Origin of the sequence: Bradyrhizobium sp. LTSP885 (assembly GCF_000938305.1) — a bacterium.
In the GTDB taxonomy this organism is placed as follows: domain Bacteria; phylum Pseudomonadota; class Alphaproteobacteria; order Rhizobiales; family Xanthobacteraceae; genus Bradyrhizobium.
This window is the reverse complement of sequence record NZ_JYMT01000036.1, coordinates 102,025-128,046: the sequence shown is the minus strand read 5'-3', so window position 1 is coordinate 128,046 and position 26,022 is coordinate 102,025. Positions and strand designations below refer to the sequence as shown.

The following is a 26,022-nucleotide window of genomic DNA, read 5'->3' as shown; positions in this document are numbered from 1 at the left end:
CACAGCTCCGCTAGATCTCGCGCAGCGCCTGATCGAGCGTCTCGATCAGGAGATCGGCATGCTCTCTGCCGAACACCAGCGGTGGCCGGATCTTCAGCACATTGCCGTTGGGTCCGGCGGCGCTGATCAGTACGCGACGTTCGCGCAAGCTGTTGACGAGCTTCGCCGTCTCCTTCGTTGCGGGCGCAGCGCCGTGGCGCAGTTCGACGCCGATGAACAGGCCAGCGCCGCGGACCTCCGCGATCAGCTCATGCCTGGCGCGCAGTGTGTTGAGCCGCTCGCGTAAATAAGCGCCGGTGCTTCCAGCGTTCTCGATCAGGCCCTCCTGCTCGATGACGTCGAGCACGGCCATGGCGGCAGCGGCCGAGACGGGATTGCCACCAAAAGTGTTGAAATAGCGCGAGCGCGCGCCGAACTCCCTCAACAGCTCCGGGCGCGCGGCCATCGCGGCGACCGGATGGCCATTGCCCATCGGCTTGCCCATCGTGACCATGTCGGGGACGAGGCCGTGGCGGGCAAAACCCCACAGCCCCTCACCGCAGCGGCCGAAGCCGGGCTGCACCTCGTCGGCGATGAACAGCGCGCCGGCCGCGCTCGCGGCGTCGACCGCTTGTGCGAGGAAGCCGGGCGGATCGGCGAACACGCCGTCGCTGGAGAAAATCGTGTCGACGAGCAGCGCCGCCGGGCGGATGCCGCTCTGTATCATGTCCGCGAACGCGGCACGGACGTGGCCTGCGAAGATCTCGCCGGTTTCGGCGCCGGCGGACTGCGGCGCCGGCACCAGGCGGATATGGGCCGCGGTCGGCTCGGGCAGGCCGAGCGACGGCGACATCTCGGCCAGCACGCTGGTGACGCCGTGATAGGCGGTTTTGGTAACGACGACACCGGTGCCGCCGGTGCAGGTGCGGGCGACGCGAAGCGCAAGGTCGTTGGCCTCGCTGCCGGTGCAGGTGAACATCACGTTGCCGATCGCGGCGGGAAAAGTCGCGAGCAGCCTTTCGGCGTAATCGAGCACGGTCTCGTGCAGGTACCGGGTGTGAGTGTTGATCACCGCGGCCTGCCGCGCGATCGCCTCGACCACGCGTGGATGGCAGTGGCCGACGGAGGCGACGTTGTTGTAGGCGTCGAGATAGCGGTTGCCGGCGGCATCGTACAGCCAGACGCCTTCGCCGCGCACGACCTGTACCGGCTCTTCATAGAACAGCCGGTAGGCCGGGCCGAGCAGGCGGTTACGCCGCGCGATCAGGTCTGGCGTCGAATTGTCCATGGGCATTGTATCACTCCCCCAGGCAGGCGCGTTCGATCTGCCGTGCCGCTTGCTCACGCGTCAGCGCCGCGATCCGGGCGAGCCGCACCGAGGCCTGCTTGTTGTTGCGCAGAATATACGTACTGTTGTCGGGATAGCGAGCGGCCCTGATGTTGCTGATCACGATCGTCATCACCATGCGGGTTGCGATCAGGTCGAACAGGATGCCGCGCTCGCGCACCTCGAGCGGCGCGACCGCGTGATAGGCCGCGATCAGCTCGCAGGCCGGCGCCAGCGGATCGTCGCTGTCGGTGACCTGATAGGCGGCGGCTATCGCGAGGTCGTTGATGCGGGCCGTTGCGGTCAGGTCACCGAAATCGATGATCCCTGCGACGTGTGCCTGTTCGGCCGGATCGACCACGATATTGTGCGGATTGAGGTCGTTGTGCAGCGGCTGGATAGAGAGTTGCGCCAGCACCGGCACGGCGTGGGTCGCAAAGCCGTCGAGGAAGCGTTCGACGGTGTCGCGCTGGCCTGATGGCACGGTGCCGATCAGCGGCCGCAGCTCGGCGGCGTGCTGGATGTCCCACAACAGCTTGTGGTTCGCGCCGGGGTGGTGGAAATCGCGCAGCGCCAAAGCAAGCCCCGCTGCACAGCGGCCGACGTCACGGCGCAACGCCGCTGACTGTGGCGCCTGGTGCATCGGCGTTCCCTTCAGGAAGGACAACAGACGCACGATGCGGGTCGAACCGTCATCGAAGGTGATTTCGAGCTCGACTGCACCGTTGCGTGCGGGAACCATGCGCGGGATCGGCAGCGTGGGATCGCGGGCCGCGATGTGGCGCAGCGCCTCGGTCTGCAGATTGGTGACCGCGCGATCCTCGGTAGGATTGGCGATCTTCAGGACGTAGTCGCGGCCATCAGCCGCGCGCAGCCGAAAATTCTGGTCGCGTTCGCTGTCGAGCCGGCGCACGGCGACCGACAGGCCGTAATGTTCGGCGGCCAGCGCTTCGGCACGGGCCTCCGGAATGGCAGATGCCGCGCGCAATCCATCGATCGGATCCGCTGTTGCGACGACGGGGGAGCTGCCTTGCACCTGACGAATCCCTGAACCTTCAATAGCCGCGCGCGCGGTCGATCGCATGCGGCGGACGCTGCCCGGCGCGGATCGCCTCGGCCGTCACGGCGAGTGTGGCCGCGACCGCGCCGATGCTGACGTCGCTGGCGTCGTGCGGCGTGATGACGATTTGCGGATGATCCCAGAACGGATGCGTCTGCGGCAGCGGCTCGGTGGCGAACACGTCAAGCGCCGCGCCGGACAATTGGCCACAGTCGAGCGCTGCGAGCAGGTCGGCTTCGACCAGATGCTCGCCGCGGCCGACCTGGATCAGATAGCCGCCGCGCCGCATCCTGCTGAAGAGATTATCGTTGAGGATGCCGCGCGTCTCCGGCGTCAGCGGCAGCAGGTTCACCAGCAACTCGCTCTCGCCAACCATTGCGGCAAGACCGGCCGGGCCGTGGAAGCTGCGGCTCGCCGATGAATCTGGCTTGGCGGTCCGGCTCCAGCTCATCACGGGAAAACCGAGCTGGGCGAGGTCTGCCGCGACCCGCTGGCCGATCCCGCCGCTGCCGAGAATGCCGACCGGGACATCCCTCGCGCGCCGCTGGTCGCCGCGTCGCCAGATCCGGTCGCGTTGTTGGGCGCGGAACGCGGCAAAGCCGCGCTGATGGCCGATCACGTGCCAGACGATGTAGCCGGACATCATCTGCGCCTGTCCGGGGTCGACCACGCGTACCACATCGACATCGGGTGGCAGGCTCGGGCAGGCCATGATGTTGTCGACGCCGGCGGCGATCGAGCAGACCGCCTGCAAATTCGGGTAGCGTTCAAACGCATCATCCGGCGGATGCCAGGCCAGTGCGAGCCGGACATCCTCGGCCGTCGCATCGGCGGTATGATCCACCAACTCGATGCGAGGCGCGGAGCGCGCGAACTCCGCGCCGAAATAGCCGCGCAGATCGAGGCTCTTGCTGACAAGCACGCAGCGCATCGGTCAGGCCGCCCGCGACGAGGAAATCTGGCCCGGAACGGCGGCGAGCAGTTCGCTTGTGTAGGCGTGCTCGGGGGCTGCGAACAGCGCGGCCGTGGGCTTCAGCTCGACGATCGCGCCACGCTGCATCACCGCGATCCGGTCGCAGATCTGAGCGGCGACGCGCAGATCGTGGGTGATGAACAGCATCGACAGGCCGAGCCGCGCCTTCAGATCTTCCAACAGATTGAGCACCTGCGCCTGCACGGACACATCGAGCGCGGAAACGGCTTCGTCGGCGACGATGATCTCGGGCTCGAGCGCGAGCGCGCGCGCAATGCCGATGCGCTGGCGCTGGCCGCCGGAAAATTCGTGCGGATAGCGTTCCATCGCGCTGGCATTGAGGCCGACCAGGCCGAGCAGCTCGCCGGCGCGCTGCCGCGCCACCAGTGGATCGGTGCCGTGGGCGATCGGCCCGTCGGCGATGATGTTGCCGACCTTACGGCGCGGATTGAGCGAGGCGAACGGATCCTGGAAGATCATCTGGATCCGGCTGCGCTCCTTGCGCAGCGCGCGGCCGGCGATGCGGGTGAAATCAGTATCGCCGAGGCGCACGGTGCCCCGATCAGGTTCGATCAGGCGCATCACGAGCCGCGCCACCGAGGATTTTCCGGAGCCGGATTCGCCGACCAGGCCGAGCGTCTCGCCCTTGAGGATGTCGAAATTGACTTCGTTGGCGGCGCGGACGCGGCGCTCCGGCTGGAACCAGCCGCCACCGGAAACATAGGTCTTGTCGAGTCCGACCACCTCGACCGCCTTGGAGCGGTCCACCAGCGGTGCGCGCGGTGGCGGCTGCATCGACGGCACGGCCGCGAGCAGCGCACGGGTGTAGGGGTGTTGCGGACGGCGCAGCACGTCGTCGGCCGCGCCCTGTTCGACCACCTTGCCGTGCTGGAGCACGACGACGCGGTCGGCGATGTCGGAGACGACGCCGAAATCATGGGTGATGAACATGACCGCCATGTTGCGGCGGCGCTGCAGGTCGCGGATCAGTTCGAGGATCTGCGCCTGCGTGGTGACGTCGAGCGCGGTGGTCGGCTCGTCCGCGACGAGCACGGCCGGCTCCAGCGCGAGCGCCATCGCGATCATCGCACGCTGGCGCTGGCCGCCGGACAATTGATGCGGATAGGCGCGCATCGCGCGTTCCGGATCGGGCAGGTTGACCTCGCGCAGCAGCTGGAGCGCCTTCTGCTTGCGTGCCTTCGGCGTCAAGAGATTATGCGCTTCGAACATTTCGGCGATCTGCTCGCCGATCCGCATCAGCGGATTGAGCGCAGTCATCGGTTCCTGGAATACCATCGCGATATGGCGGCCGCGCAGTGCGAGCCAGCCGGTGTCGTCGAGGGTGAGCAGGTTCTGGTCATTATAGGCGATCTCGCCGGCCTCGCGGATGATGGTGTCGGGCAACAACCCCATCAGAGCATGCGCGCACATCGATTTGCCGGAGCCGGATTCACCGACCACGCAGAGGATCTTGCCGGGCACAAGCTCGAACGAGACGTCGTCGACGGCGTAGGGACGGTCGGCGCCCGGCGGCAGTGCGAGCTTGAGGTTCTTGATCGAAACGACTGGTGTGGCGGACATGCGTCAGCGCCCCTCCTTGTTGAGGCGCGGATTGAGCGCGTCGTTGAGGCCTTCGCCGATCAGGTTCAGCGCCAGCACCGAGAGCAGGATCGCGATGCCGGGGAAGACCGTGATCCACCAGGCCTGGCGGATCACGGTGCGGCCGGCGCCGACCATGTAGCCCCAGGACATCAGATTCGGGTCGCCGAGGCCGAGAAAGGACAGCGAGGATTCCAAGAGGATCGCGGTCGCGACCATCAGCGAGGCCAGCACGATGACCGGTGACAGCGCGTTCGGCAGGATCTCGCGCCAGATGATCCAGCTGTGGCTCTGTCCGGTGACGATGGCGGCCTGGACATATTCGCGGGTGCGCAGCGACAGTACCTCGCCGCGCACCAGGCGGGCGACCGGCGGCCAGCTCACGATCGCGATCGCCAGCACGATCGAGACGATCGAGGGCTGCAGGATCGCGACCAGCACGATCGCGAGCGCAAAGCTTGGTACGGTCTGGAAGAACTCGGTGAAGCGCATCAAGGCGTCGCCGATCTTGCCGCCGAAATAGCCGGCGGCGGCGCCGACGGGAATCCCGACCGCGAGCGCGGCCATGGTCGAGACCAGGCCGACCAAGAGCGAGACGCGGGCGCCATAGATGATGCCGGCGAGCACGTCGCGGCCGAGCGCGTCGGTGCCGAGCGGCACCCGCGACAGCGTAAACGGCGGCAGAAACGGCCGCTGCACCATGCGCCAGGGTGACGTCGGAAACAGCATCGGGCCGAACAGCGCAATCGCGACCGCGAGCAGCAGGATCACGAGCCCGATCACGCCGCCGGGATTGCGCAGCATGGTTCGCCAGAACTTGCTCATGCCGCGAACTCGATGCGTGGATCGACCGAGCGGTAGATCAGGTCGGTGATCAAATTGAAGGCCAGCACCATCGCCGAGCAGACCACGAACACGCCGAGCAGCAGATTGTAGTCGCGCTGCAACAGCGCCTCGTACATCAGGCGGCCGATGCCGGGCCAGGCAAACACAGTCTCGGTCAGCACGGCGCCGCCGACCAGCGTGCCGGCCTGCAGCCCCGCCAGCGTCACGACCGGCAGCAGCGCGTTGCGCAGCACATGGCGGCGCTGGATCACGGAATTGCGCAGGCCCTTGGCGCGCGCAGTCTTGACGAAGTCGTGTCGCTGCACCTCGAGCATCGAGGCGCGGGTCATGCGGGCATAGGTCGCCATGAAGAACAGGCCGATCGTCGTGGCGGGCAGGATCAGATGCGCGCCGACGTCGAGCATATGGGCAAAACCAGTGTAGTTGGCGCCGACGGTCTCGTAGCCGAAGCTCGGCAGCCAGTCCATTTGGACTGAGAACAGCAGGATCGCCATCAGCGCCACCCAGAACAGCGGCGTGGCGTAGAAGATCAGCGCCAGCACCGTGATCGCGGTATCGGCCCAGGTGCCGGCGAAGCGCGCGGCGAGCGTCCCGAACAGGACGCCGAACGCGAGCGAAATGACGAAGGCCGTGCCGGTCAGCAGCAGCGTCGCGGGCAGCCGCTCGGCGATCAGCTTGCCGACCAGCATCTGCTGGCGGAACGAGAAGCCGAGATCGAGCGTCACGATGCCTTTGACGTAGCGATAGAGCTGTACGGGGAGCGGCTGGTCGAGCCCGAACTTCTCGCGCAATTGGTCAACGAAGATCTTATCGCTGGCGCCGGCCTCGCCCGCCATCACCATCGCCGGATCGCCCGGCGCCATGCGGATCAGGAAGAAGTTGAGGACGACGATCGCGAGCAGAACGACAACGGCCTTTGCAAGTCTCTGGGCTATGAATGCGAGCATCGGTCACTTCGGTTGCGTTCGAGAGAAAACAAAGAGGCCGCGGCGTTCCGGGACGCCGCGGCCTGGTGATATCTTTACTTGTCGAGCCAGGCGTCGCGGAAGCCGTCGTTGACGCCGATCGCGGTGGTGATGAGGTTCTTGACGTTGCAGCGGGTGATGGTCGGGAACTGGAGCTCGAGCTGCCAGGCCACCGGCACGTCGTCGGTCAGGATCTTCTGCGCCTTGACGTAGATCTCCTCGCGCTTGGAGTCGGGATAGGCGGTGGCGCCGTCGGCGAACAGCTGATCGATCTCGGGGTTCGAATAGCCCTCGACGTTGTTGAACGGCGAGCCCTTGGAAATCTGGCTCGAGATGTAATTGCGGCCGACGCCGAGCGCGGGATCGCCATACTGATAGAGATAGGTGAAGGCGATGTCGTAGTCCCAGTCGGCGACCTTCTGGTTCCAGCCGGGGACGTCGGTTGCGATCATCTCGACATTGACGCCGACGTCTTGCAGGTTCTGCTTCACGGCTTCCGCCCAGCGCTGCCAGGTTTCGCCGTAAGGCAGTGGCAGCATGCGGAGCTTCTCGCCGTTGTAGCCGGCCTCCTTCAAGAGCGCCTTGGCCTTGGCCGGATCGTAGTCGTAGGCGGTGACCTTGTCGGTGTAGTATTTGATGGTGGAGGCTGACGGGCCGGTCGCGACCTTGGCGAGGCCGTTCCAGATCACGTCCTTGGCGAAGTTGCGGTCGATCGCGTACATCAGCGCCTGACGGAATTTTTTGTTTGCGGTAGGGCCTGCGCGGTTGTTGAGCCACAGCCAGGAATGCGGGCTGAAGAACTCCCAGCCGGCGCCGGTGACGCAGACATTCTTGAGCTTCGACAGACGCGGCACGTCGAAATTCTCGACCGAACCGCCCGGCAGCACGTCGACCTTGCCGGTCTCGAACGCCACCGCGCGCGCGGCGGCGTCGGGGATCACGTGCCAGTAGATCTCGTCGAGATGGGGCAAGCCCTTGATGTAATAGTTCGGATTCTTGACCAGGCGAATGAACGAGCCCTTCTGCCATTCCTTGAACATGAAGGGGCCGGTCCCAACAGGCGTGTTGTTGGCCGGATTGGTCTTGAAGTCGGTGCCTTCATAGATGTGCTTGGGGATCATCGGCAGCGAGCCGACCTCGAAAATGCCGAGGAACGGACCGAACGGCTGCTTCAGCGTGAACACCACCGTGGAGTCGTCAGGCGTCTCGACCTTGTCGAGCATGGCGAGGTTGCCACGGGCACGCGGATGGGTCTGCTTGAGGAATTCGATCGAGAACGCGACGTCGGCCGATGTGAACGGCTTGTTGTCGTGCCAGGTGACGCCCTTGCGCAGCTTGAACGTATAGGTCTTGCCGTCTTCGCTGACGCTCCAGCTTTCGGCGAGGCCGGGCAGCGGCTCGAGCTTCGGTGAATAGCGCAGCAGGCCTTCATAGATGTTACCGGCCACCATCTGGGTCGGGCCGTTCTGCACCAGGCCGACCATCAGGCTGGGCGGCTCGGGCTGGATCACCGCGTTGACGACGCCGCCGGATTTCGGCTCCTGCGCAAATGCCGCGGTGCTGAACGCGCCAGCCATCACAAGACCAAGCAATACTCGTTTCAACATATCCACTCTCTCTTGTTGTTCGCTTCGGCTCGGGCAACAGGCCCAAGGTTTTTTTGTTTGCGCATGATCTTTTCGGAAAACCGCTGCACACTTTTCCGGATCATGCGCTAATTCATGAAGTCGGGATCGGTGCGCTCCAGCATGCGCTTGAAGGCCGCCCACTCGGTGTCGGGCACGCCGTTGGTCTCGATGCTGTCGTAGAAGGTGGCGTATTGGCCGGCGGTCTTGTGCGCGACGGCGTCGGACAGCGGCGCGATCTCGGCACCGGCGGACTGGATCGCGAGCTGGGCGCGGCAGGAGCGCTCCAGATTGTGCATCAGCTTGAAGGCCTCGGCGACCGAGCGGCCGCAGGTCAGCATGCCGTGATTGCGCAGCACCATCACGAATTTGTCGCCGAGATCGGCGACCAGGCGCTCGCGTTCGTCGAGATCGAGCGCGATGCCCTCATAGTCATGATAGGCGAGGCAGCCGGTGAACTGCATCGACCATTGATTGAGCGGCAGCAGGCCCTGCTTCTGGCAGGACACCGCGACGCCGGCCACCGTGTGGGTGTGCAGCACGCAGGCGACGTCGGGCCGCGCGGCGTGCACCGCGCTGTGGATGGTGAAGCCGGCCGGATTGATGCCGAGCCCGAGCCGGTCTTCGATGACATTGCCGTCGAGATCGACGGTGACGAGGTTCGAGGCCGTCACCTCTTCGAAGCGCATGCCGTAGGGATTGATCAGAAAGCGGTCATGGCTGCCCGGCAGCCGCACCGAGATGTGGGTGTAGATGCTGTCATCGAGGCCAAGCCGGTGGATCAGCCGATAGGCCGCGGCGAGATCGATGCGGAATTGTTCGTTCTGGTCCTTCACGGCCTCGGGCCGCACATGCGTCGTCATCGTTGCTGCTAGTCCCTGTCAGCGGGCTGTTCCCGTTGCGCTGCAATACCCGCGCCACTAAACTGTCGACAATCTAACAATTGATCAAGTCTAAACTGTCGACAATCGGCGATTAAATAATGTACAAGGGTCGAAACGGACCCTTTTGATGCGCACAATGTCCCCTCCGGTCGGCTTGCCGGCCCTCAATGAGACCGACCTGGTCGGTCAGGTCGCCCGCCGCCTGACCGAAGCGATCGTGCAGGGGCGGCTGCCGCCGGGATCGAAGGTCGTCGAAGCCGGAATCGCACGCGAGCTCGGTGTCAGCCGGGCGCCGGTGCGCGAGGCAGCACGGCTATTGGAACAACAAGGTCTGCTCGTCGCCCATCCGCGTCGCGGCTTTTTCGTCCGGGAGTTTGCCGCCGACGATATCGACGAGATCTACGATCTTCGTCTGTGCGTCGAGCGGCACGCCGCGGTGCTCGCCGCGCGCAACCTGACGCCGGAGACGCGCGATATGCTGCGCCGGCAGATCGAGGTGCTGCATGAGATGGCCGACCTCGACGATCCGGCGCGGCAGGTCGAGGAGGACTACCGCTTTCACCGCCTGATCTGCGAGATCGCGGGCAACAAGCGCATGCTGCGGCTGTTCGACGATCTCGCCTCCGAGCTGCGGATGCTGATCGGCCTGATCGGCCGCCTCTACGACGATCCGCACGAGATCGCGCGCACCCACGAGCCGGTGCTCGCAGCGATCGAAGCCGGCCATCCCGAACGCATCGTCGCCCATGTCGACTATCACATCGGCCATGCAAGGCGCGAAGTCGGCCGGCTGGTGCGAGACATTGCGCCGTGGCCGGCTGCCGCGAAGTAGGCGCGTGGTCGCGCAGCCGCGGCGCCGGTCAACAATCCCTCCATTCCATCGACAGGAGCAATCAGTGAAAGCCGTCTACAGCGAAAAGCACCGCAGCCATGATCCGCAATTCTTCCTGGTGCGCGGCGTGGTCCAGCGCACCACCGAACAGCCCGAGCGCGCCGATCGGCTGCTGGCGGGATTGCAGGCCGGCAAGCACACGCTGGTTGAACCGACCGCATTCGGGCAGGGGCCGCGCGCCCGCGTGCACAGCCCGGAATATCTGAGCTTCCTCGCGGAAGCCTGGGATGAATGGTCCGCGCTCGGCAATGCCGGGCCGGAGATGATCGCGAACATGCACCCCGTGCGCAATGCCGGCACCTATCCGACGCATATCGTCGGCAAGCTCGGCTGGCACACCATCGACACCTCATGCCCGATCGGGCCGGGCACCTGGGCGGCCGCGTGCTCGGCGACGGATGTTGCGACGACTGCGGCGCAGATGGTCATGGACGGCGAGGACGCGGTCTATGCGCTGTGCCGTCCGCCCGGCCATCACGCCTATCGCGATCTCGCCAGCGGCTTCTGTTTCCTCAACAACAGCGCAATCGCCGCCGCGCATCTGCGCTTGAAGCACGAGCGCGTCGCGATCCTCGACGTGGACGTGCATCACGGCAACGGCACGCAAGGCATCTTCTACGAGCGGCCCGACGTGCTGACGGTCTCGATCCACGCCGACCCGACCTTCTTCAACCCGTTTGTCTGGGGCTATGCGCACGAGCGCGGCGCGGGCCAGGGGCTCGGCGCCAACCTCAATATTCCCTTGGCCAAGGGCACCGGCGACGACGGCTACATCGAGGCCCTCGCGACGGCTGCGAAGACCATTCGTGCGTTCGCGCCGGGTGCACTCGTCGTCGCCCTCGGCCTCGATGCGTCCGAGCACGATCCGCTTGCGGGCCTTGCGGTCACCACCGACGGCTTCCGCCGCATCGGCGAGGCGATTGCGCGGATCGGATTGCCGGCCGTGCTGGTGCAGGAGGGCGGCTATCTCTCCGACATCCTCGGCGCCAATCTGACGGCCGTGCTCGGCGGATTCGAGGCCAAGCGGTAGTGCGTCAGGTCTCCAGCCAGCCGTCGTTGAAAAGTAAGATTATATGACTAGAAAAGGCCGCTGACTTGTGAAACGGTACCGCTGCCGCCGGCATCAATGCACGGCAGCGGTGCCTAAACACCGATAGATGGTGATTTGGGCGCCTCCTGACATAACAGAGGGGAAGCGTCTGATGGCCTTGAAACGAATCCTGATGGGTCTCGCTTTGGCGAGTGCGCCGTTCATCGCGCCAGTCACGGCGGCCCAGCTCACGGTCGGCTTTTCGCAGATCGGTTCGGAATCCGGATGGCGGGCGGCGGAGACCACCGTCTCCAAAGGCGAAGCCGCCAAGCGCTCGGTCAATCTGAAGATCGCCGATGCGCAGCAGAAGCAGGAGAACCAGATCAAGGCGATCCGCTCCTTTGTCGCCCAGGGCGTCGACGCGATCTTCCTCGCACCAGTTGTCTCGACCGGCTGGGACGCCGTGCTGAAGGAGGCCAAGGAGGCCAAGATCCCGGTCATCCTGCTCGATCGGGACATCGATCCGTCGGGCAAGGACCTCTATCTGACCGCGGTTACCTCGGACAGCGTGCATGAGGGCGAGGTCGCCGGCGACTGGCTCGCCAAGACGGTCGGCGACAAGCAGTGCAGCATCGTCGAGCTGCAGGGCACGGTCGGTGCCAGCGTCGCGGCCAACCGCAAGAAGGGTTTTGACACCGCGATCGCCAAGCACGCCAATCTGAAGATCGTGCGCAGCCAGACCGGCGACTTCACCCGCGCCAAGGGCAAGGAAGTGATGGAGAGCTTCATCAAGGCCGAAGGCGGCGGCAAGACGATCTGCGCCGTCTACGCGCACAATGACGACATGATGGTCGGTGCGATCCAGGCGATGAAGGAAGCCGGCCTGAAGCCGGGCAAGGACATTCTCACCGTCTCGATCGACGCAGTGCCCGACATCTTCAAGGCGATGGTCGCCGGCGAAGCCAACGCCACGGTCGAGCTGACGCCGAACATGGCCGGCCCCGCGCTCGACGCGTTGACCGCCTACAAGGACAAGGGCACGACGCCCCTGAAATGGATCCAGACCGAGTCCAAGCTCTACACGGCTGCCGACGATCCGCAGAAGGCCTATGACAGCAAGAAGGGCCTCGGCTATTGAGCCGGTGCCGCTGTTGACCGACTGTCCTGCCTTCCGCCATCGGCCATTGCGCCGGATGGCGGAAGGTAGCCGCGGGCCTGAAAATCTGATCCGATCTGCAAACAGCAATCACGCGTTCGTCGCTATCAGCGGCGGACGCGTCGGGACGTAGTGCGTCGATGCAACAAGCTGTCGAAGGTAGGCAACCGCTTCTGGAGGTGCGTGGGCTCAGCAAGAGCTTTGGCATACTGCGCGCGCTCGACCAGGTGGACTTCACGCTACATGCCGGTGAGATCCATGCGCTGCTCGGCGAGAACGGCGCCGGCAAGTCCACCCTGATCAAGGTGATCACGGGCGTGCTGTCGCGCGACGCCGGTACGATCAGGCTCGACGGCGGCGAGATCGAGCCACGTTCGGTCAAGGAAGCGCTCGCGGAGGGGATCGCCACCGTCTATCAGGAAGTCAATTTGCTGCCGAACCTCTCGGTGGCGCAGAACCTCTATCTCGGGCGGCAGCCGACCCGGTTCGGCATCGTGCGCGACGGCGAAATGCAGCGCCGCGCCACTGCGCTGCTAGCCGGCTACGATTTGCATATCGACGTCGGCGCGCAGCTCGGACATTACTCGGTCGCCATCCAGCATGTCGTCGCGATCGCGCGAGCGGTCGATCTATCGGCGCGGGTGCTGATCCTTGACGAGCCGACCGCAAGCCTCGATCGCCACGAGGTCGATATGCTGTTCCGGACCATGCGCGCGCTCGCCGCGCGCGGCATCGGCATCCTGTTCGTCACGCACTTCCTCGATCAGGTCTATGACATTTCCGACCGCATCACCGTGCTGCGCAATGGCCGGCTGATCGGCGAACGCATGACCGCGTCGCTGCCGCGGCTCGAACTGATCCAGATGATGCTGGGTCGCGAATTGAGCGAGACGACCGGCGAGCGCGTCGCGCACGATCGTTCGGCCAGCACGCCCTGCGCGACCTTCACGAATTACGGCAAGCGCGGCAGCATCGCGCCGTTCGATCTCGACCTGCGCCATGGCGAGGTGGTCGGGCTCGCCGGCCTGCTCGGCTCCGGCCGCACCGAAACCGCGCGGCTGGTGTTCGGCGCCGACCGCGCCGACAGCGGCAAGGCCGCGGTCGAGGGCAAACCGGTGCGGCTGCATTCGCCGCGCGACGCGGTGCGCCACGGCTTCGGCTATTGCCCCGAAGAGCGCAAGACCGACGGGATCATCGCCGAACTCACCGTGCGCGAGAACATCGTGCTGGCGCTGCAGGCAAAGCGTGGCATCACACGGCCATTGTCGCGCCGCGAGCAGGACGAAATCGCTGCCCGCTTCGTCAAGCTGCTCGACATCCGGCCGCCGGATCCGGAGCGGCCGATCGGGCTGTTGTCGGGCGGCAATCAGCAAAAGGTGCTACTGGCGCGCTGGCTTGCCACCGAGCCGCGCTTGCTGGTGCTGGACGAGCCGACGCGCGGCATCGACGTCGGCGCGCATGCGGAGATTATCCGTCTGATTCGTGAACTCTGTGACCGCGGTCTGGCATTGCTCGTGATCTCCTCGGAGCTCGACGAGATCGTCGCCTATTCCGACCGCGTCGTGGTGCTGCGCGACCGCGCCCATGTCGGTACGTTGCAGGACGACGGGATCGACGTGTCGTCGATCCTCGCCGCGATCGCGGCGGACGGCTCCGTGCCCGCCGCGGCGGAGGCCTGAGATGGCATTTCAGCTGCCACGCCGGGGCCTCGCGCAAATTCTCGCACTTATCGTGATCCTGCTGATCGATCGCATGGTCTCGTCGCAGTTCTTCGACCTGCGGCTGCAGGACGGACGATTGTTCGGCAGCCTGATCGATGTGTTCAACCGCGGTGCACCCGTCGCGCTGCTTGCGCTCGGTATGGTGCTTGTCATCGCGACCCGCGGTATCGATCTCTCGGTCGGCGCGGTGATGGCGATATCAGGCGCGATCGCGGCGAGCCTCGCCGACAGTCATGCATGGCCGGTCGCGGTCGCCGTTGCGCTCGGGGCGGGATTGCTGTGCGGCCTCTGGAACGGATTTCTCGTCGCGGTGCTCGGTATCCAGCCGATCGTCGCAACGCTGATCCTGATGGTGGCCGGCCGCGGCGTCGCGCAGCTCATCACCGAGGGGCGGATCGTGACCTTCACCTCGCCCGACCTCGCATGGTTCGGCACCGGCTCCGCGCTCGGCATTCCCGCGCCGGTCCTGATCGTCGCGGGCACGCTGCTCGTCACCGGCCTCGTGGTGCGCGGTTCGGCGCTGGGGCTCCTGATCGAGGCGGCCGGCGGCAATGCGCGGGCCAGCGAGCTTTCCGGCGTCGGCATCCGCCTGATGATCGTTGCCGTCTATGTCTGGTGCAGCCTCTGCGCGGCGCTGGCCGGTGTCATCGCGGCCGCCGACATCATGGGCGCCGACGCCAACAATGCAGGGCTCTGGCTCGAACTCGATGCCATCCTCGCGGTCGTGATCGGCGGCACCTCGCTGTTCGGCGGGCGCTTCAGCCTGATCCTCGCGGTCTGCGGCGCGCTGATCATCCAGGCGATGAACACCGGCATTCTGCTGTCCGGCTATCCGCCGGAGTTCAACCTCGTGGTCAAGGCGGCCGTGGTGCTGGTTGTGCTGCTGCTGCAATCGCCGCGGCTGTCCGGCCTGGTTGCCAACTTCCGAAAGGCGCGCGCATGAGCCGGCTGTCGCCCGTCATGATCACGGCGCTGGTCTTCGTCGCCGGCTTTGCGATCTGCTCGCTGCAATTTCCGAATTTCGCTTCGACCCGTGTCGTCGCCAATCTCCTGACCGACAACGCCTTTCTCGGCATCGTTGCGATCGGCATGACATTTGTCATCATTTCCGGCGGCATCGACCTGTCGGTCGGATCGGTGATCGGCTTCACCACCGTGTTCGTGGCGCTGTCGATCGAGCGGCTCGGCCTGCCGCCGCTGCTCGCATTCGCGATCCTGCTCGTGCTGTGCGCGGCCTTTGGAGCAGCGATGGGCGCGGTGATCCACTTCTTCGACATGCCGCCCTTTATCGTCACGCTGGCCGGGATGTTCGTCGCGCGCGGCACCAGCTTCCTGATGTCGACGGAATCGACGCCGATCACCGCGCCGCTCTATACGGCCGTCTCGGACTTCGGGATTGCGCTGCCCGGCGGCGGTCGGCTGACGGCGATCGCGCTGATCATGCTGGCTGTGGTCGCGGCCGGCAGCGTGCTGCTGCATTTCACCCGCTTCGGCGCCAATGTCTTTGCAATGGGCGGCAATCGCTCCGCGACCGCGCTGATGGGCGTCGCCATTGGTTCGATGACGGTGCGCATCTACATGCTGTCCAGTGTTCTCGCTGGAATCGCCGGAATCGTGTTCTCCTTTTACACGGCGGCCGGCTATTCGCTGTCGGCGGTCGGTGTCGAGCTCGACACCATTGCCGCGGTCGTCATCGGCGGGACGCTGCTGTCCGGCGGCCAGGGGTCGGCGATTGGCACCTTCCTCGGTGTGTTGATCCAGGGCCTGATTCAGAGCTACATCAATTTCGACGGGACTTTGTCGAGCTGGTGGACCAAGATCGCGACCGGCATCCTGCTGTTTGCGTTCATCGCCTTGCAGCAGGCCATGGTGCGGCTTGCCGGCCGGTCCCGCACCATCAGGGCAGGAGAGGTGAAGGCATGAGCACCGGCTTGGTGGTGATTCCGACCCGGCGTGCGCATTCCAACCACGCCGCGGTCGCGCGCGGCATCGGCATCGATATCATCGCAGGCCGTTACCCCGAGGGCACCCGGCTGCCAGGTGACGCCGACCTGACCGCGACATTCGGTGTCTCACGTCCCGTATTGCGGGAAAGCATCAAGACGCTGGTGGCGAAAGGATTGCTCACCACCAAGGCGAGGGTCGGGACCGTCGTGCGCGGTCGCAACGCCTGGAACATGTTCGATGCCGATGTGCTGGCCTGGCATCTCGACGTCGGTATCGACAAGCAGTTCCTCGGCGATCTCGCCGAGATCCGCCTTGCGATCGAACCGCGCACGGCGGCGTTGGCTGCCTTGCGCCGTACCGAGGCCGACATCGCCGAGCTACGCCGCTGCATCGAGATCATGCGGCGCGAGCCCTCCACCTCCGATGCCTTCACGGACGGCGATCTGGCGTTGCATATCGCGGTCGCCAATGCGTCGGGCAATCCGTTCATGCGCGCTGTCGACGGCGTGATCGAGGCCGCGCTGCGTGCATCCTTTGTCGTCAGCGCACCGGTCGATCCGGCCGATCGCGAGATGGTGCTGAGCTGGCACCAGCGCATCGTCGATGCGATCGCCGAGGGCAACGCCGACGACGCCGCGGCGGCCATGACCGCGGCCATCTTCCATGGCATCCGCCGCCACGGCGCGGCGATCGTCGATCCCGCTTTGTACGAATCCACGACCGCTGCCGCCGCTGTCACCTCCGAAACCTGAGGAAACGCCATGAGCGAGGTGCTTCGCATCGCCATTGTCGGTTTCGGCGAGATCGCGCGCCGGCAGCACGTGCCGGCGATCGCGAACACGGCGGGCGCGGCCCTGGTCGCGGTGGTCGATCCCGCCAAATCGCCGGCGGACCTGCCGCATTTCCGTGATCTGCAGGAGCTGTTGCACAACGGCCCCGAAATCGATGCCGTCGCGCTGTGCACGCCGCCGCAGGTGCGCCGCGCGCAGGCCATGACGGCACTCGCGGCGGGCAAGCATGTGCTGCTGGAAAAACCGCCGGGCGCGACCGTCGCCGAGCTCACGCCGCTGATTGCTGCCGCGCAGCAGGCCGGCCGGACATTGTTCGCGACCTGGCATTCGCGTTACGCGCCCGCGGTCGAGCCTATCAGGCATTTGCTCGCCCTCCGCAAGATCCTCAAGGTGACGATCATCTGGAAGGAAGACGTGCGGGTCTGGCATCCCGGCCAGGCCTGGATCTTCGAGGCCGGCGGCTTCGGCGTGTTCGATCCCGGCATCAACGCGCTGTCGATCCTGACCCATATTTTGCCGCAGCCGGTGTTTGTCCGGCGTGCGGAGCTGGCCTTTCCGTCCAATCGGGATGCGCCGATTGCCGCCGAGCTCGAATTCTCCGACGAGACTGGCCTGCCGGTTCACGCCGAGTTCGATTTCCGCCAGACCGGGCCGCAGAGCTGGGACATCCTGATCGAGACCGATGCGGGTCCTGTCGCTCTGTCGAAAGGCGGAGCGCAATTGCGCGATGGCGACAGGCTGATCGTCGATAGCGCCAAGGAGGAATACCCCGCGCTCTATCGCCGGTTCCTCGCGCTGGCGTCGGAGGGCAAGTCCGATGTCGACCTGGCGCCCTTGCAGCTCGTGGCGGATAGCTTCATGCTGGGGCGACGGCGCGTGGTCGAGCCATTTGAGGACTGATCATGACACCGATCGATCGCGAGCCATTTGGCAGATTGCCCGACGGTTCGGTGGTCGAGCGCGTGACGCTGCGTGGCGGCCACGGCTTTACGGCTGCCATCCTTCCGTTCGGCGCCACGCTGCAATCGCTGATGACGCCCGACCGCGACGGGCATTGCGACGACATCGTGCTCGGCCATGACGATTTCGATGGCTATCTGGCGCAGCGCAAATTCTTCGGCGCGACCATCGGCCGCTATGCCAACCGGATCGCCGGCGGGCGCTTCGTGCTCGATGGCGCGGCTGTCGCGCTCGAGGCCAACAACGGTCCCAACGCCTTGCATGGCGGCCCGCAGGGCTTCGATCGCCAGCTCTGGCGGATCGTCGACGTCAGCGACAGTCCGGGGCCGACGCTGGTGCTGGAGCGCGCAAGTCCGCATGGCGAGGAAGGCTATCCGGGCAATCTGGAGACGCGGGTGACCTATCGCGTCCGCAGCACGACGGAACTCTCGGTGACCTATGAGGCGACCACCGATCGCCCGACCTTCCTCAATTTGACCAATCACAGCTTCTTCAATCTCAACGGCGCGCGCTCAGCCACGCAGATACTCGATCACCGGCTGACGATCCCCTCGGAGCGCTTTCTCGCCGTCGACGCCACGGCAATTCCACTGCCCGAGCCGCCGCGGCCGGTCGAGGGCACGCCGTTCGATTTCCGATCGCCTGTCGCGATCGGTTCGCGCATCAGAATGGACGACGAGCAATTGCGGCTCGGCCGCGGCTATGACCACAATTACTGTCTGGCGTCAGGGACCGGCCTCCGCCTCGCCGCGCGCCTCGAGGCGCCGCGCAGCGGCCGGGTGATGGAGCTGTTCACCGATCAGCCGGGATTGCAGTTCTATTCCGGCAACTTCCTCGACGGCTCCACGTCAGGCAAAGGCGGCCTTCTTTATCGCCAGTCGGACGCGCTGTGTCTCGAGCCGCATGCCTGGCCGGATACGCCGAACCGCCCGGACTTTCCGTCGGCGCGGCTCGATCCCGGACAGATCTATCGGCGCACCATCGTCTATCGCTTCTCGACATTGTGAGGACCGCAATGACCGACCGCATCGCCGGCGAAGTGATGGACGAGGTGCCGACATCGGTGCTATCGGCCGAGCGCTGCCATCTCGGCGAGGGGCCAACCTATGACGCCGCGACCGATACCGCCTGGTGGTTCGATATCCGCGAGCGCCGCCTGTTCGAGCACCGCTTTGCAGACGGACGCACCGTGATTCACGCGCTGCCGAAAATGGCGAGCGCGCTGGCGCGGATCGATGGCGAGCGGCAACTCATCCTTACCGAGGATGGGTTCTATGTTCGGCACGTCGCCGATGGACGTCTCGAGCTGTTTGTTTCGCTGGAGTCCGACAATCCGGTGACGCGGTCCAACGACGCGCGGGTGCATCCGTCCGGCACGTTCTGGTTCGGTACCATGGGGCGACGCGCGGAGAAGGGCGCAGGCGCGATCTACGCGCTGCACCGCGGCCGTATCACACGGCTCTATCCAGAGATCACCATCCCGAACGCGATCTGTTTCTCGCCCAACGGAGACATCGGCTATTTCGCCGACACCGGGAGGAACACGCTGTATCGCGTGCCGCTCGATCCATCGACCGGATTGCCGGTTGGAGACCCTGTTGCACTGATCAAACATCAAGGCGTCGGCGGCATCGACGGCGCGATCGTCGATGCGGATGGATTGATCTGGAACGCGCGCTGGGGCGGCGGCTGCATCGATATCTATGATCCCACCGGTCGCCGCCTGCGGTCGCTGCGCGTGCCGGCGAGCCAATCCAGTTGTCCGGCCTTTGTCGGCCGTGACTTCTCGCGCGTGCTGGTGACCTCGGCCTGGCAGGACATGGATGAGGCGCAGCGCGCCGCCGATCCCGAGCATGGCAAGACCTTCCTGCTCGACGCCGCGGCGCGCGGCCGCGCCGAGCCGGATGTCAGATTGTCCTGACTCTATTGTTCGGCCTTCACCGCGCCGCGCAGTCCGGCCTCCTGCTCGGCCTTGGTGAGCAGCCCGTTGCTCTGCACGTCCTTCACGAAATCAGCGACTGACGGCAGCGCCTGCTCGCGCCCCTTCGGGATCGCGACCGCCATGTGCTCCAGCCCCCATTTGCCATTGAGGATGCGCGCGCCTGGCATGGCGTCCGATATCTCGAACAGCGTCGGCTTGTTGGTCGCGTAGAGATCGATCTCGCCGCGGCCGAACATCGCGACGGCGGCCGTGACGCTCTCGGCGGGGACGATCCTGGCGTTCGGAAACTTCGCGCCGAGCGTGCGTTCCGACGTACCGCCCTTGGTGACGCCGATCCGGATGCCGGGCTGGTCGATCTCATCCGCGCTCATGATGGTCGAGTTGGGCGGCACCAGATAGCCGAGCTCGACCGCGACAAGGATGGGGCTGAAGCTGACATCATTGGCGCGGGCCGGCGTCGCGTTGGTGATGGTGAAATCGACCTCGGCATTCTTGATCGCGGCGATCACGTCGGCGATGCGCTGGAACGAGACATAGTCGACCGGCACGCCGAGCCGCTTCGCGAAGGCCTCGCCGAGGTCATGACTCAGGCCATGCGTTTGATGCGTCGCAGGGTCGGTGACAAGCGAGGTCGGGCTGCCCGGATAGACGCCGACGCGCAGCTTTCCGGTCGGCGCCAGCAAGGTCGTCTCGTCACCGGCATGGGCTGACGCCGCCGCGAGCGTTGCGATGATGCAGGCGAGGCCGATCCTGCGTAGGCCCGCCGTCATTATTCCAGAGAGCGTCATCATGCTGCTTCCTGCCTCACGTCGCGCCGCTTGTTGACGCGACCTGATTTCTTGTACGATAGTACAAATATGGTTCGCAAGCCCGCCAACGTTGCCAGTGCACGCAAGCCGAACATGCGCGAGGCGATCCTCGCCGCGGCGGAGGAATTGTTCTCGACCCACGGCTTCACCGCGGTGTCGGTGCGCGACATCGCGCAGGCCGCCGGCGCCAATCCCGGCAGCGTGACCTATCATTTCGCGACCAAGGACGGCCTGCTGCTGGAAATCTATCGCCGCCATTGCGGTCCGATGAACCTGCGCCGCTCCGAGCTGCTGGCCGCCGCGAAGCGGGTGCGCGACTTGCAGGACCGGCTGGAGGCGATCGTGCGCGCCTATGTGCTGCCGGCCTTTACGTCGGGCAGCGACCTCGCCGGCGGCGGGACGCGGTTCACGCGGTTGCGCGCGGTGATGTCGGCCGAGGGCAACGAGGTCGTGCGCCGGATCATCGCGCAGACCTTCGACGACACCAGCAACGCCTTCATCGATGCGATCTGCGAAAGCCTGCCGCACATCCCGCGTACCGATATCGTCTGGCGCGGCCACTTCCTGCTCGGTGCTCTCTACTACTCGTTGGTGACGCCGGAGCGCGTATCGCGCCTGTCGCGCGGCAGCGCCGACGGCACCGATGCCGGCCACGCCATCGAACAGCTGGTCCGCGCAACCGTCGCCTCGATGCAGGCTGCGCCGCTCGATCAGGCGCCGCCCTCGCGGCGCAAGTCGCCGGCCAGGACTTAAGCGCCCCGCCAGGAGTCGAGGCGAACGCTGACCTCTTGATTTTGGAGTTCGCTGATATGGACAAACTCCGGTTGCGTACCGTGCTCGGCAACCACCCGCATGTCGCGGCGGTGAAGACGGGTGCGCTGCGCTCAGACCTGTTCGATCTCGACTTCACCGAGTTCACGCCGACCAATGCCGCGTTCAAGCCGATGGTGCGCGAGCAGGCGTTCGATGTCTGCGAGATGGCTATCGTGACCTACCTGATGGCGAAAGCGCACTGCAAGAAGCTGGTGCTGTTGCCGGCGGTGATGATCGGCCGATTCCAGCATGGCTATGCGCTCTGTCGGGCCGACGGCGACACGCTTGCCCCGGCCGATCTCGAAGGCAAGCGGGTCGGCATCCGCTCGTTCACGACCACGACCGGCGCGTGGATGCGCGGCATCCTTGCCAACGACCACGGCGTCAATCTCGATGAGATCGATTGGGTCACCTTCGAGGAGCCGCATGTTGCCGAATATGTCGATCGGACCGAACGCGCGCCTGTTGGCAAGAGCATCATCCAGATGCTGAAGGACGGCGAGCTCGACGCGGTGTTGGGCGAGACCTCGAGCGATCCGGCGCTGCGGCCGCTGTTCGCCGATCCGGCCGGCGAGGCGGCGCGCTGGTTTCAGCGGCGTGGCGTTGTCCCCGTCAATCATCTGGTGGTGGTGACGGAGGCGCTCGCGGCATCGCGGCCCGATGTGGTGCGGGAGGTCTACGATCTGCTCAAGCGCGGCAAGGCAAATACCGGTCCGCCCGGTACGCCGGACCTCCTGCCGTTCGGCGTCGAGGCGAACCGCAAGCAGCTCGCATTGATCATCGACTATTGCGTCGAGCAGTCTCTGATTCCACGGCGCCTTGCGGTCGACGAGTTGTTCGACAACACAACACGGGATTTGAACTGATGCGGGATTTGAACTGATGACAGTCTCCAGCGATCCAATGCAATGGCAGGTCGGGCTGCTCGGCTATGGCGAGGTCGGCCGCATCCTTGCCGAAGATTTGCGCAAGCAGGGCATCAAGGTTGCCGCCTACGACATCAAGCTCGAGCGCGAGCAGGCAAGGCCGTTGCGTGAGCACGCCGATGGTATCGGGGTCGAGCTGGCGCAATCGCACGCCGACCTCGCGGCGCGGGCGGATCTCATCGTCTCCGCGGTGACGGCGAGCCAGGCGGTGCCGGTGGCCGAAGCCTGCGCGCCGGCGATCGGAAAGGAGGCCTGGTTCCTGGATTTCAATTCGGCCTCACCCGGCGCCAAGCAGCGCGCCGCATCCATCATCGACGGCGCCGGCGGCCGTTATGTCGAGGGCGCCGTGATGACCTCGTTGCCGCCGTACCGGATCAAGGTGCCGCTGCTGCTTGGCGGCCGCGGCGCGCGCGAGCTGGCGCCGCTGCTGGTCACGCTGGGTTTCGCGGCCAAGGTCGCAAGCGACGAGCTCGGTGTCTCGTCGGCGGTCAAGATGTGCCGCAGCATCATGATCAAGGGCCTGGAGGCCATGGTCATCGAGAGCTTCACCACCGCGCGGGCCTATGGCGTCGAGGATGCGGTGCTCGCCTCGCTCAAGGAGACCTTTCCGAGCGTCGACTGGGAAAAGCAGGGCGCCTATTTTTTCCAGCGCGTCATCGAGCACGGACGGCGCCGTGCCGAGGAGCTGCGCGAGGTGGCGGAGACCGTGCGTGACGCCGGGCTGGCGCCCTGGTCGGCGTCGGGCACGGCCGAACGGCAAGCCTGGATCGCCGACCTCGCCGACGAGGGCGTGTTCGGCGTCAGGGGAATGCCGGAGTTCGCCCGCAGCGCCGACTGGCGCACCGAAGCCGACCGTATCCTGGCGCGGCTCAACGCGGGATCACGCAAGGCGCCAGCGTGATATGAGAGCGTCGAGGAGAATTCCATGATTTTCTGGTTAGCGAGCGTGGTTGGATTGGCAATCGCTTATCTCTTCGGTTCCACGCCCACGGGCTATCTGGCCGGGAAACTGCTCAAGGGCATTGATATCCGACAGCATGGCTCCAAATCCACTGGGGCGACGAACGTGTTGCGCACCCTGGGGAAATGGCCAGCGTTGGTCGTGCTCCTGGTCGATATGCTGAAAGGTGTGGCGGCAATCGTCTTTGCCAGCTGGTTTTATCCTTGGCTCGCTACGTTGCCGTCCGTCACGCCACCGACAGCGCTCGATCTGCAAACCTGGGCGCCGTGGGCGGTTTGCCTGGCCGGACTTGCCGTGTTGTTGGGGCATAGCCGTTCGGTCTGGTTGAATTTTACGGGTGGGAAATCCGCTGCGACGGGGCTGGGCGTGTTGCTGGCGATATCCTAGCCGGCAGGTTTGGGTGCTGCGGCGGTCTTTGGCGTCGTGCTGGCTATTTTTCGGATTGTTTCCCTTGGCTCGATGCTGGCGGCGTTGACGGCGATCGCCGTCATTTGCTGCATGGAGCAGCCGTTGCCCTATCGGTTGCTGGTGATTGCAGGAAGCATTTACGTGATTGTGCGCCATCGTGCCAACGTTCAGAGGCTATTGGCCGGGACAGAGCCACGCCTCGGGCAAAGCAGCCTGGAATCGGAAACGGAATCGCAGACTTAGTGCGTGCCCCCCGGGACGGCCGACGGCCGCCTGCTCCGCGCGCGAGGCGGAGTGGGACATCGAAATCAGCTTCTGCCTGTTTCGCACCTCACAGCGAATCCGCCGCGTTCCCTGACGCCGCGTGATGGGCTATTGCTCGGGCCGCAATCCTGCGTCCGTCCAGCCCGGGCGGTTCGCGCGAAGTGATATCCAGGAGGCACTCTCATGAAATTTTCCGGCAAGGTGATCGCCATCACGGGCGCAGCGCGCGGCATCGGCAGGGCCTGCGCCGAGCGCTTCCTCGCCGACGGCGCCAAGGTCGTCATCTCGGATGTCGACGGCACCGCGCTCGTCAAGACGGCCGGCGAACTCGGGCATCCCAATGAGCTGCGCACCGTCGAGGCTGATGTCAGCAAGCGCGCCGATGTCGATCGGGTCGTCGCCGCGGCGGTCAAGGAGTTCGGCGGACTCGACGTCATGGTCAACAATGCCGGCGTGGCGCGCAACCGCGATTTCCTCGAGATCACCGAGGCCGAGTTCGACGACGTGATGGGGATCAACCTCAAGGGCGCGTTCTTCGGCGTCCAGGCGGCGGCCCGCCAGATGATCGCGCAGGGCGGCGGTGGGGTCGTGGTCAACATGTCCTCGGTCAACGCGCTGCTGGCGATCCCCTCGCTTGCCACCTACGCGATGTCCAAGGGCGCGATGAAGCAGCTGACCTCGGTAGCTGCGGTGGCGCTGGCTCCGCACGGCATCCGCGTCGTCGCCGTCGGGCCCGGCACGATCCTGACCGAGATGGTGGCGACCGCGATCCTCACGTCCGATGAGGCGCGGCGCAGCGTGCTGTCGCGGACCCCGGCCGGCCGCTGCGGCGAGCCGAGCGAGGTCGCCTCCGTCGTGGCGTTTCTCGCCAGCGACGATGCGTCCTACATCACCGGGCAGACGATCTATCCGGACGGCGGGCGGTTGATCCTGAACTACACGGTGCCGGTCAGCGAGAAGAGCTAGGAGGGCGTGCACGCATTAGATGTCTGCTGTTGGTGAGTCAGCAGAACCGTTCTGTTCAATCAGAGCATTGCCGCTTTTGAGATTGCGAGATCGCGCCATGTCGGGATCTCTGCCGGACAAGGTAAAGTGCACTGTCACCGTAACCCCACAGGTTTTCCACAGGGTTGGGCGACGCTATCTTGCATCAGGCCCGCGGTGTAGCTTGGCCCCGCAATCGCGGGTCTGAGACCGGTGCCCTCCGGGTCCAACCGCCGACCCACGAAGGATCGAGAAATGACGTACGCAATTTCTACAAGGCTGGCACCTTCATTGATTGGCCTTGCGACTGCGGCGTTTCTCACGCTGGGCGGATCGATGTCGGCTTTTGCCCAGGATGCGGTTGTCGCAACGCTTCCTCAGGACATTCATTTCGAGGGACAAGTCGGAGCGGTGGGGATCGCTACCCTCTATGGCGACCCGAAAAAAGCGGGATTACTTTCGGAGCGGGTGAGAATCCCAGCTGGCTTCAAGATCATGCCGCATTGGCATGGTGAGACACGAACGGCCATCGTTGTGTCGGGCACCTTGTATTACGCGAACGGTGATCAGTGGGATGAAAGTAAATTCAAGGCATACCCACCCGGCTCGTTCTTGATTGAACCAGCGAAGATCTCCCATTACGCGATGGCAAAGGACGGCGAGGTGGTTCTTCACGCGACGACTATCGGTCCGACCAGCACGGTCAAGATTGAACAAGCGAAGAAGTAGGTTAGCGGTGGCGCACGCCTCAGCCTGAATGTTCGATTCTGGCCCAACTCGGACCATAGGCGCGATATGCTGTCGCGCCGCTTTCAGCGGGACAGCGGACATCAGCCGCGCCGAGATTTGTGAAGACACACCCTGCGGGTAGATTCGTCGACCCGATCTCAGGCGCGCGGTGGCGTGCAAAATGGCGCACGAGGAAGCGGTCGGCAGGTAACTTACCGCGTATCAGCGGCCTTGCAGCGATCGTAGTACACGTATCGGTTCCTTGAAGATAATTTATCAATATCAATAGCTTGTGAGACGATTGAAGGACAATATTGAAAACGTTTCCAGAAACTACTATAGCCGGTGATAACAACGAGGAGACACCGGCCGTTTGAAGACGGGTCCAATCGCGGCGGCCTGCACGACCGATGCGTCACCGACAAGAACGA

Annotated in this window: 24 protein-coding genes and 1 pseudogene; 16 read left to right on the top strand and 9 right to left on the bottom strand. The window is 65.1% G+C overall.

Annotated features, from left to right (window positions below):
- Positions 1-10: 10 nt before the first annotated feature.
- The 8 genes from UP09_RS23155 to UP09_RS23120 all read right to left on the bottom strand — a co-directional run bounded on the left by UP09_RS23155 (position 11) and on the right by UP09_RS23120 (position 9,237).
- Complete coding sequence (locus tag UP09_RS23155) at positions 11-1,273, bottom strand: aspartate aminotransferase family protein (RefSeq protein WP_044540598.1); 1,263 nt, start codon at positions 1,271-1,273, stop codon at positions 11-13.
- 4 nt (positions 1,274-1,277) lie between these two features.
- Positions 1,278-2,342 (bottom strand): phosphotransferase, encoded by a 1,065-nt coding sequence (locus tag UP09_RS23150; RefSeq protein WP_044540597.1) that lies wholly within the window; start codon positions 2,340-2,342, stop codon positions 1,278-1,280.
- Positions 2,343-2,361: 19 nt separating this feature from the next.
- The gene (locus tag UP09_RS23145; protein ID WP_044540596.1) at positions 2,362-3,297 is read right to left on the bottom strand and encodes a 2-hydroxyacid dehydrogenase; all 936 of its coding nucleotides are present in this window, start codon (positions 3,295-3,297) and stop codon (positions 2,362-2,364) included.
- A 3-nt stretch (positions 3,298-3,300) separates the two neighbouring features.
- Positions 3,301-4,920 carry an ABC transporter ATP-binding protein gene (locus tag UP09_RS23140; RefSeq protein WP_044540595.1) on the bottom strand — a complete coding sequence of 540 codons (1,620 nt, stop codon included), beginning with the start codon at positions 4,918-4,920 and terminating at the stop codon, positions 3,301-3,303.
- Positions 4,921-4,923: 3 nt separating this feature from the next.
- Complete coding sequence (locus UP09_RS23135; protein WP_044540594.1) at positions 4,924-5,763, bottom strand: ABC transporter permease; 840 nt, start codon at positions 5,761-5,763, stop codon at positions 4,924-4,926.
- Positions 5,760-6,731 (bottom strand): ABC transporter permease, encoded by a 972-nt coding sequence (locus UP09_RS23130; RefSeq protein ID WP_044540593.1) that lies wholly within the window; start codon positions 6,729-6,731, stop codon positions 5,760-5,762. Before UP09_RS23130 ends, UP09_RS23135 begins: the two co-directional genes overlap by 4 nt.
- A 74-nt stretch (positions 6,732-6,805) precedes the next feature.
- Positions 6,806-8,356: an ABC transporter substrate-binding protein gene (locus tag UP09_RS23125; protein WP_044540592.1), complete on the bottom strand. Its 1,551-nt coding sequence runs from the start codon at positions 8,354-8,356 to the stop codon at positions 6,806-6,808.
- A 107-nt stretch (positions 8,357-8,463) separates the two neighbouring features.
- On the bottom strand, positions 8,464-9,237 hold the full coding sequence (locus UP09_RS23120; protein WP_044540591.1) for a class II aldolase/adducin family protein: 774 nt from the start codon (positions 9,235-9,237) through the stop codon (positions 8,464-8,466).
- Positions 9,238-9,385: 148 nt separating this feature from the next.
- Here UP09_RS23120 and UP09_RS23115 point away from each other — a divergent pair, with 148 nt between their 5' ends.
- The 10 genes from UP09_RS23115 to UP09_RS23070 all read left to right on the top strand — a co-directional run bounded on the left by UP09_RS23115 (position 9,386) and on the right by UP09_RS23070 (position 19,676).
- Entirely contained in the window at positions 9,386-10,090 is a 705-nt protein-coding gene (locus UP09_RS23115) for a GntR family transcriptional regulator (protein ID WP_044540590.1), read from the top strand.
- Positions 10,091-10,154: 64 nt separating this feature from the next.
- A complete protein-coding gene (locus UP09_RS23110; RefSeq protein ID WP_044540589.1) occupies positions 10,155-11,180 on the top strand; it encodes a histone deacetylase family protein in 1,026 nt (341 codons plus the stop codon).
- Positions 11,181-11,352: 172 nt separating this feature from the next.
- Positions 11,353-12,318, top strand: a complete 966-nt coding sequence (ytfQ, locus tag UP09_RS23105) for a galactofuranose ABC transporter, galactofuranose-binding protein YtfQ (protein ID WP_044540588.1) — start codon at positions 11,353-11,355, stop codon at positions 12,316-12,318.
- A gap of 158 nt (positions 12,319-12,476) precedes the next feature.
- Positions 12,477-14,015 (top strand): sugar ABC transporter ATP-binding protein, encoded by a 1,539-nt coding sequence (locus tag UP09_RS23100; protein ID WP_044540587.1) that lies wholly within the window; start codon positions 12,477-12,479, stop codon positions 14,013-14,015.
- A 1-nt stretch (position 14,016) separates the two neighbouring features.
- A complete protein-coding gene (locus UP09_RS23095) occupies positions 14,017-15,000 on the top strand; it encodes an ABC transporter permease (protein ID WP_044540586.1) in 984 nt (327 codons plus the stop codon).
- Positions 14,997-15,980 carry a galactofuranose ABC transporter, permease protein YjfF gene (gene yjfF, locus UP09_RS23090; protein ID WP_044540585.1) on the top strand — a complete coding sequence of 328 codons (984 nt, stop codon included), beginning with the start codon at positions 14,997-14,999 and terminating at the stop codon, positions 15,978-15,980. Before UP09_RS23095 ends, yjfF begins: the two co-directional genes overlap by 4 nt.
- Entirely contained in the window at positions 15,977-16,756 is a 780-nt protein-coding gene (locus tag UP09_RS23085) for a FadR/GntR family transcriptional regulator (RefSeq protein WP_044540584.1), read from the top strand. Before yjfF ends, UP09_RS23085 begins: the two co-directional genes overlap by 4 nt.
- 9 nt (positions 16,757-16,765) lie before the next feature.
- A complete protein-coding gene (locus UP09_RS23080) occupies positions 16,766-17,695 on the top strand; it encodes a Gfo/Idh/MocA family protein (protein WP_044540583.1) in 930 nt (309 codons plus the stop codon).
- A gap of 2 nt (positions 17,696-17,697) precedes the next feature.
- Positions 17,698-18,762: an aldose epimerase family protein gene (locus tag UP09_RS23075; RefSeq protein WP_044540582.1), complete on the top strand. Its 1,065-nt coding sequence runs from the start codon at positions 17,698-17,700 to the stop codon at positions 18,760-18,762.
- 35 nt (positions 18,763-18,797) lie between these two features.
- Positions 18,798-19,676, top strand: coding sequence for an SMP-30/gluconolactonase/LRE family protein (locus UP09_RS23070; protein WP_044540721.1), 879 nt, complete (start codon positions 18,798-18,800; stop codon positions 19,674-19,676).
- Positions 19,677-19,678: 2 nt separating this feature from the next.
- Here UP09_RS23070 and UP09_RS23065 read toward each other — a convergent pair whose 3' ends face one another.
- Entirely contained in the window at positions 19,679-20,488 is an 810-nt protein-coding gene (locus tag UP09_RS23065) for a transporter substrate-binding domain-containing protein (RefSeq protein WP_044540581.1), read from the bottom strand.
- Positions 20,489-20,554: 66 nt separating this feature from the next.
- Here UP09_RS23065 and UP09_RS23060 point away from each other — a divergent pair, with 66 nt between their 5' ends.
- The 6 genes and pseudogenes from UP09_RS23060 (at position 20,555) to UP09_RS23035 (ending at position 25,591) form a co-directional block, all read left to right on the top strand.
- Entirely contained in the window at positions 20,555-21,259 is a 705-nt protein-coding gene (locus tag UP09_RS23060) for a TetR/AcrR family transcriptional regulator (RefSeq protein ID WP_044540580.1), read from the top strand.
- A gap of 56 nt (positions 21,260-21,315) precedes the next feature.
- On the top strand, positions 21,316-22,185 hold the full coding sequence (locus tag UP09_RS23055) for a substrate-binding domain-containing protein (protein WP_044540579.1): 870 nt from the start codon (positions 21,316-21,318) through the stop codon (positions 22,183-22,185).
- 16 nt (positions 22,186-22,201) lie between these two features.
- The gene (locus UP09_RS23050) at positions 22,202-23,146 is read left to right on the top strand and encodes a DUF1932 domain-containing protein (RefSeq protein ID WP_044540578.1); all 945 of its coding nucleotides are present in this window, start codon (positions 22,202-22,204) and stop codon (positions 23,144-23,146) included.
- A gap of 24 nt (positions 23,147-23,170) precedes the next feature.
- Positions 23,171-23,857: pseudogene (gene plsY / locus UP09_RS23045) on the top strand (glycerol-3-phosphate 1-O-acyltransferase PlsY).
- Between the two features lie 204 nt (positions 23,858-24,061).
- Positions 24,062-24,844 carry an SDR family NAD(P)-dependent oxidoreductase gene (locus UP09_RS23040; RefSeq protein ID WP_044540577.1) on the top strand — a complete coding sequence of 261 codons (783 nt, stop codon included), beginning with the start codon at positions 24,062-24,064 and terminating at the stop codon, positions 24,842-24,844.
- A gap of 273 nt (positions 24,845-25,117) precedes the next feature.
- The gene (locus tag UP09_RS23035) at positions 25,118-25,591 is read left to right on the top strand and encodes a cupin domain-containing protein (protein ID WP_044540576.1); all 474 of its coding nucleotides are present in this window, start codon (positions 25,118-25,120) and stop codon (positions 25,589-25,591) included.
- Positions 25,592-26,022: the final 431 nt, after the last annotated feature.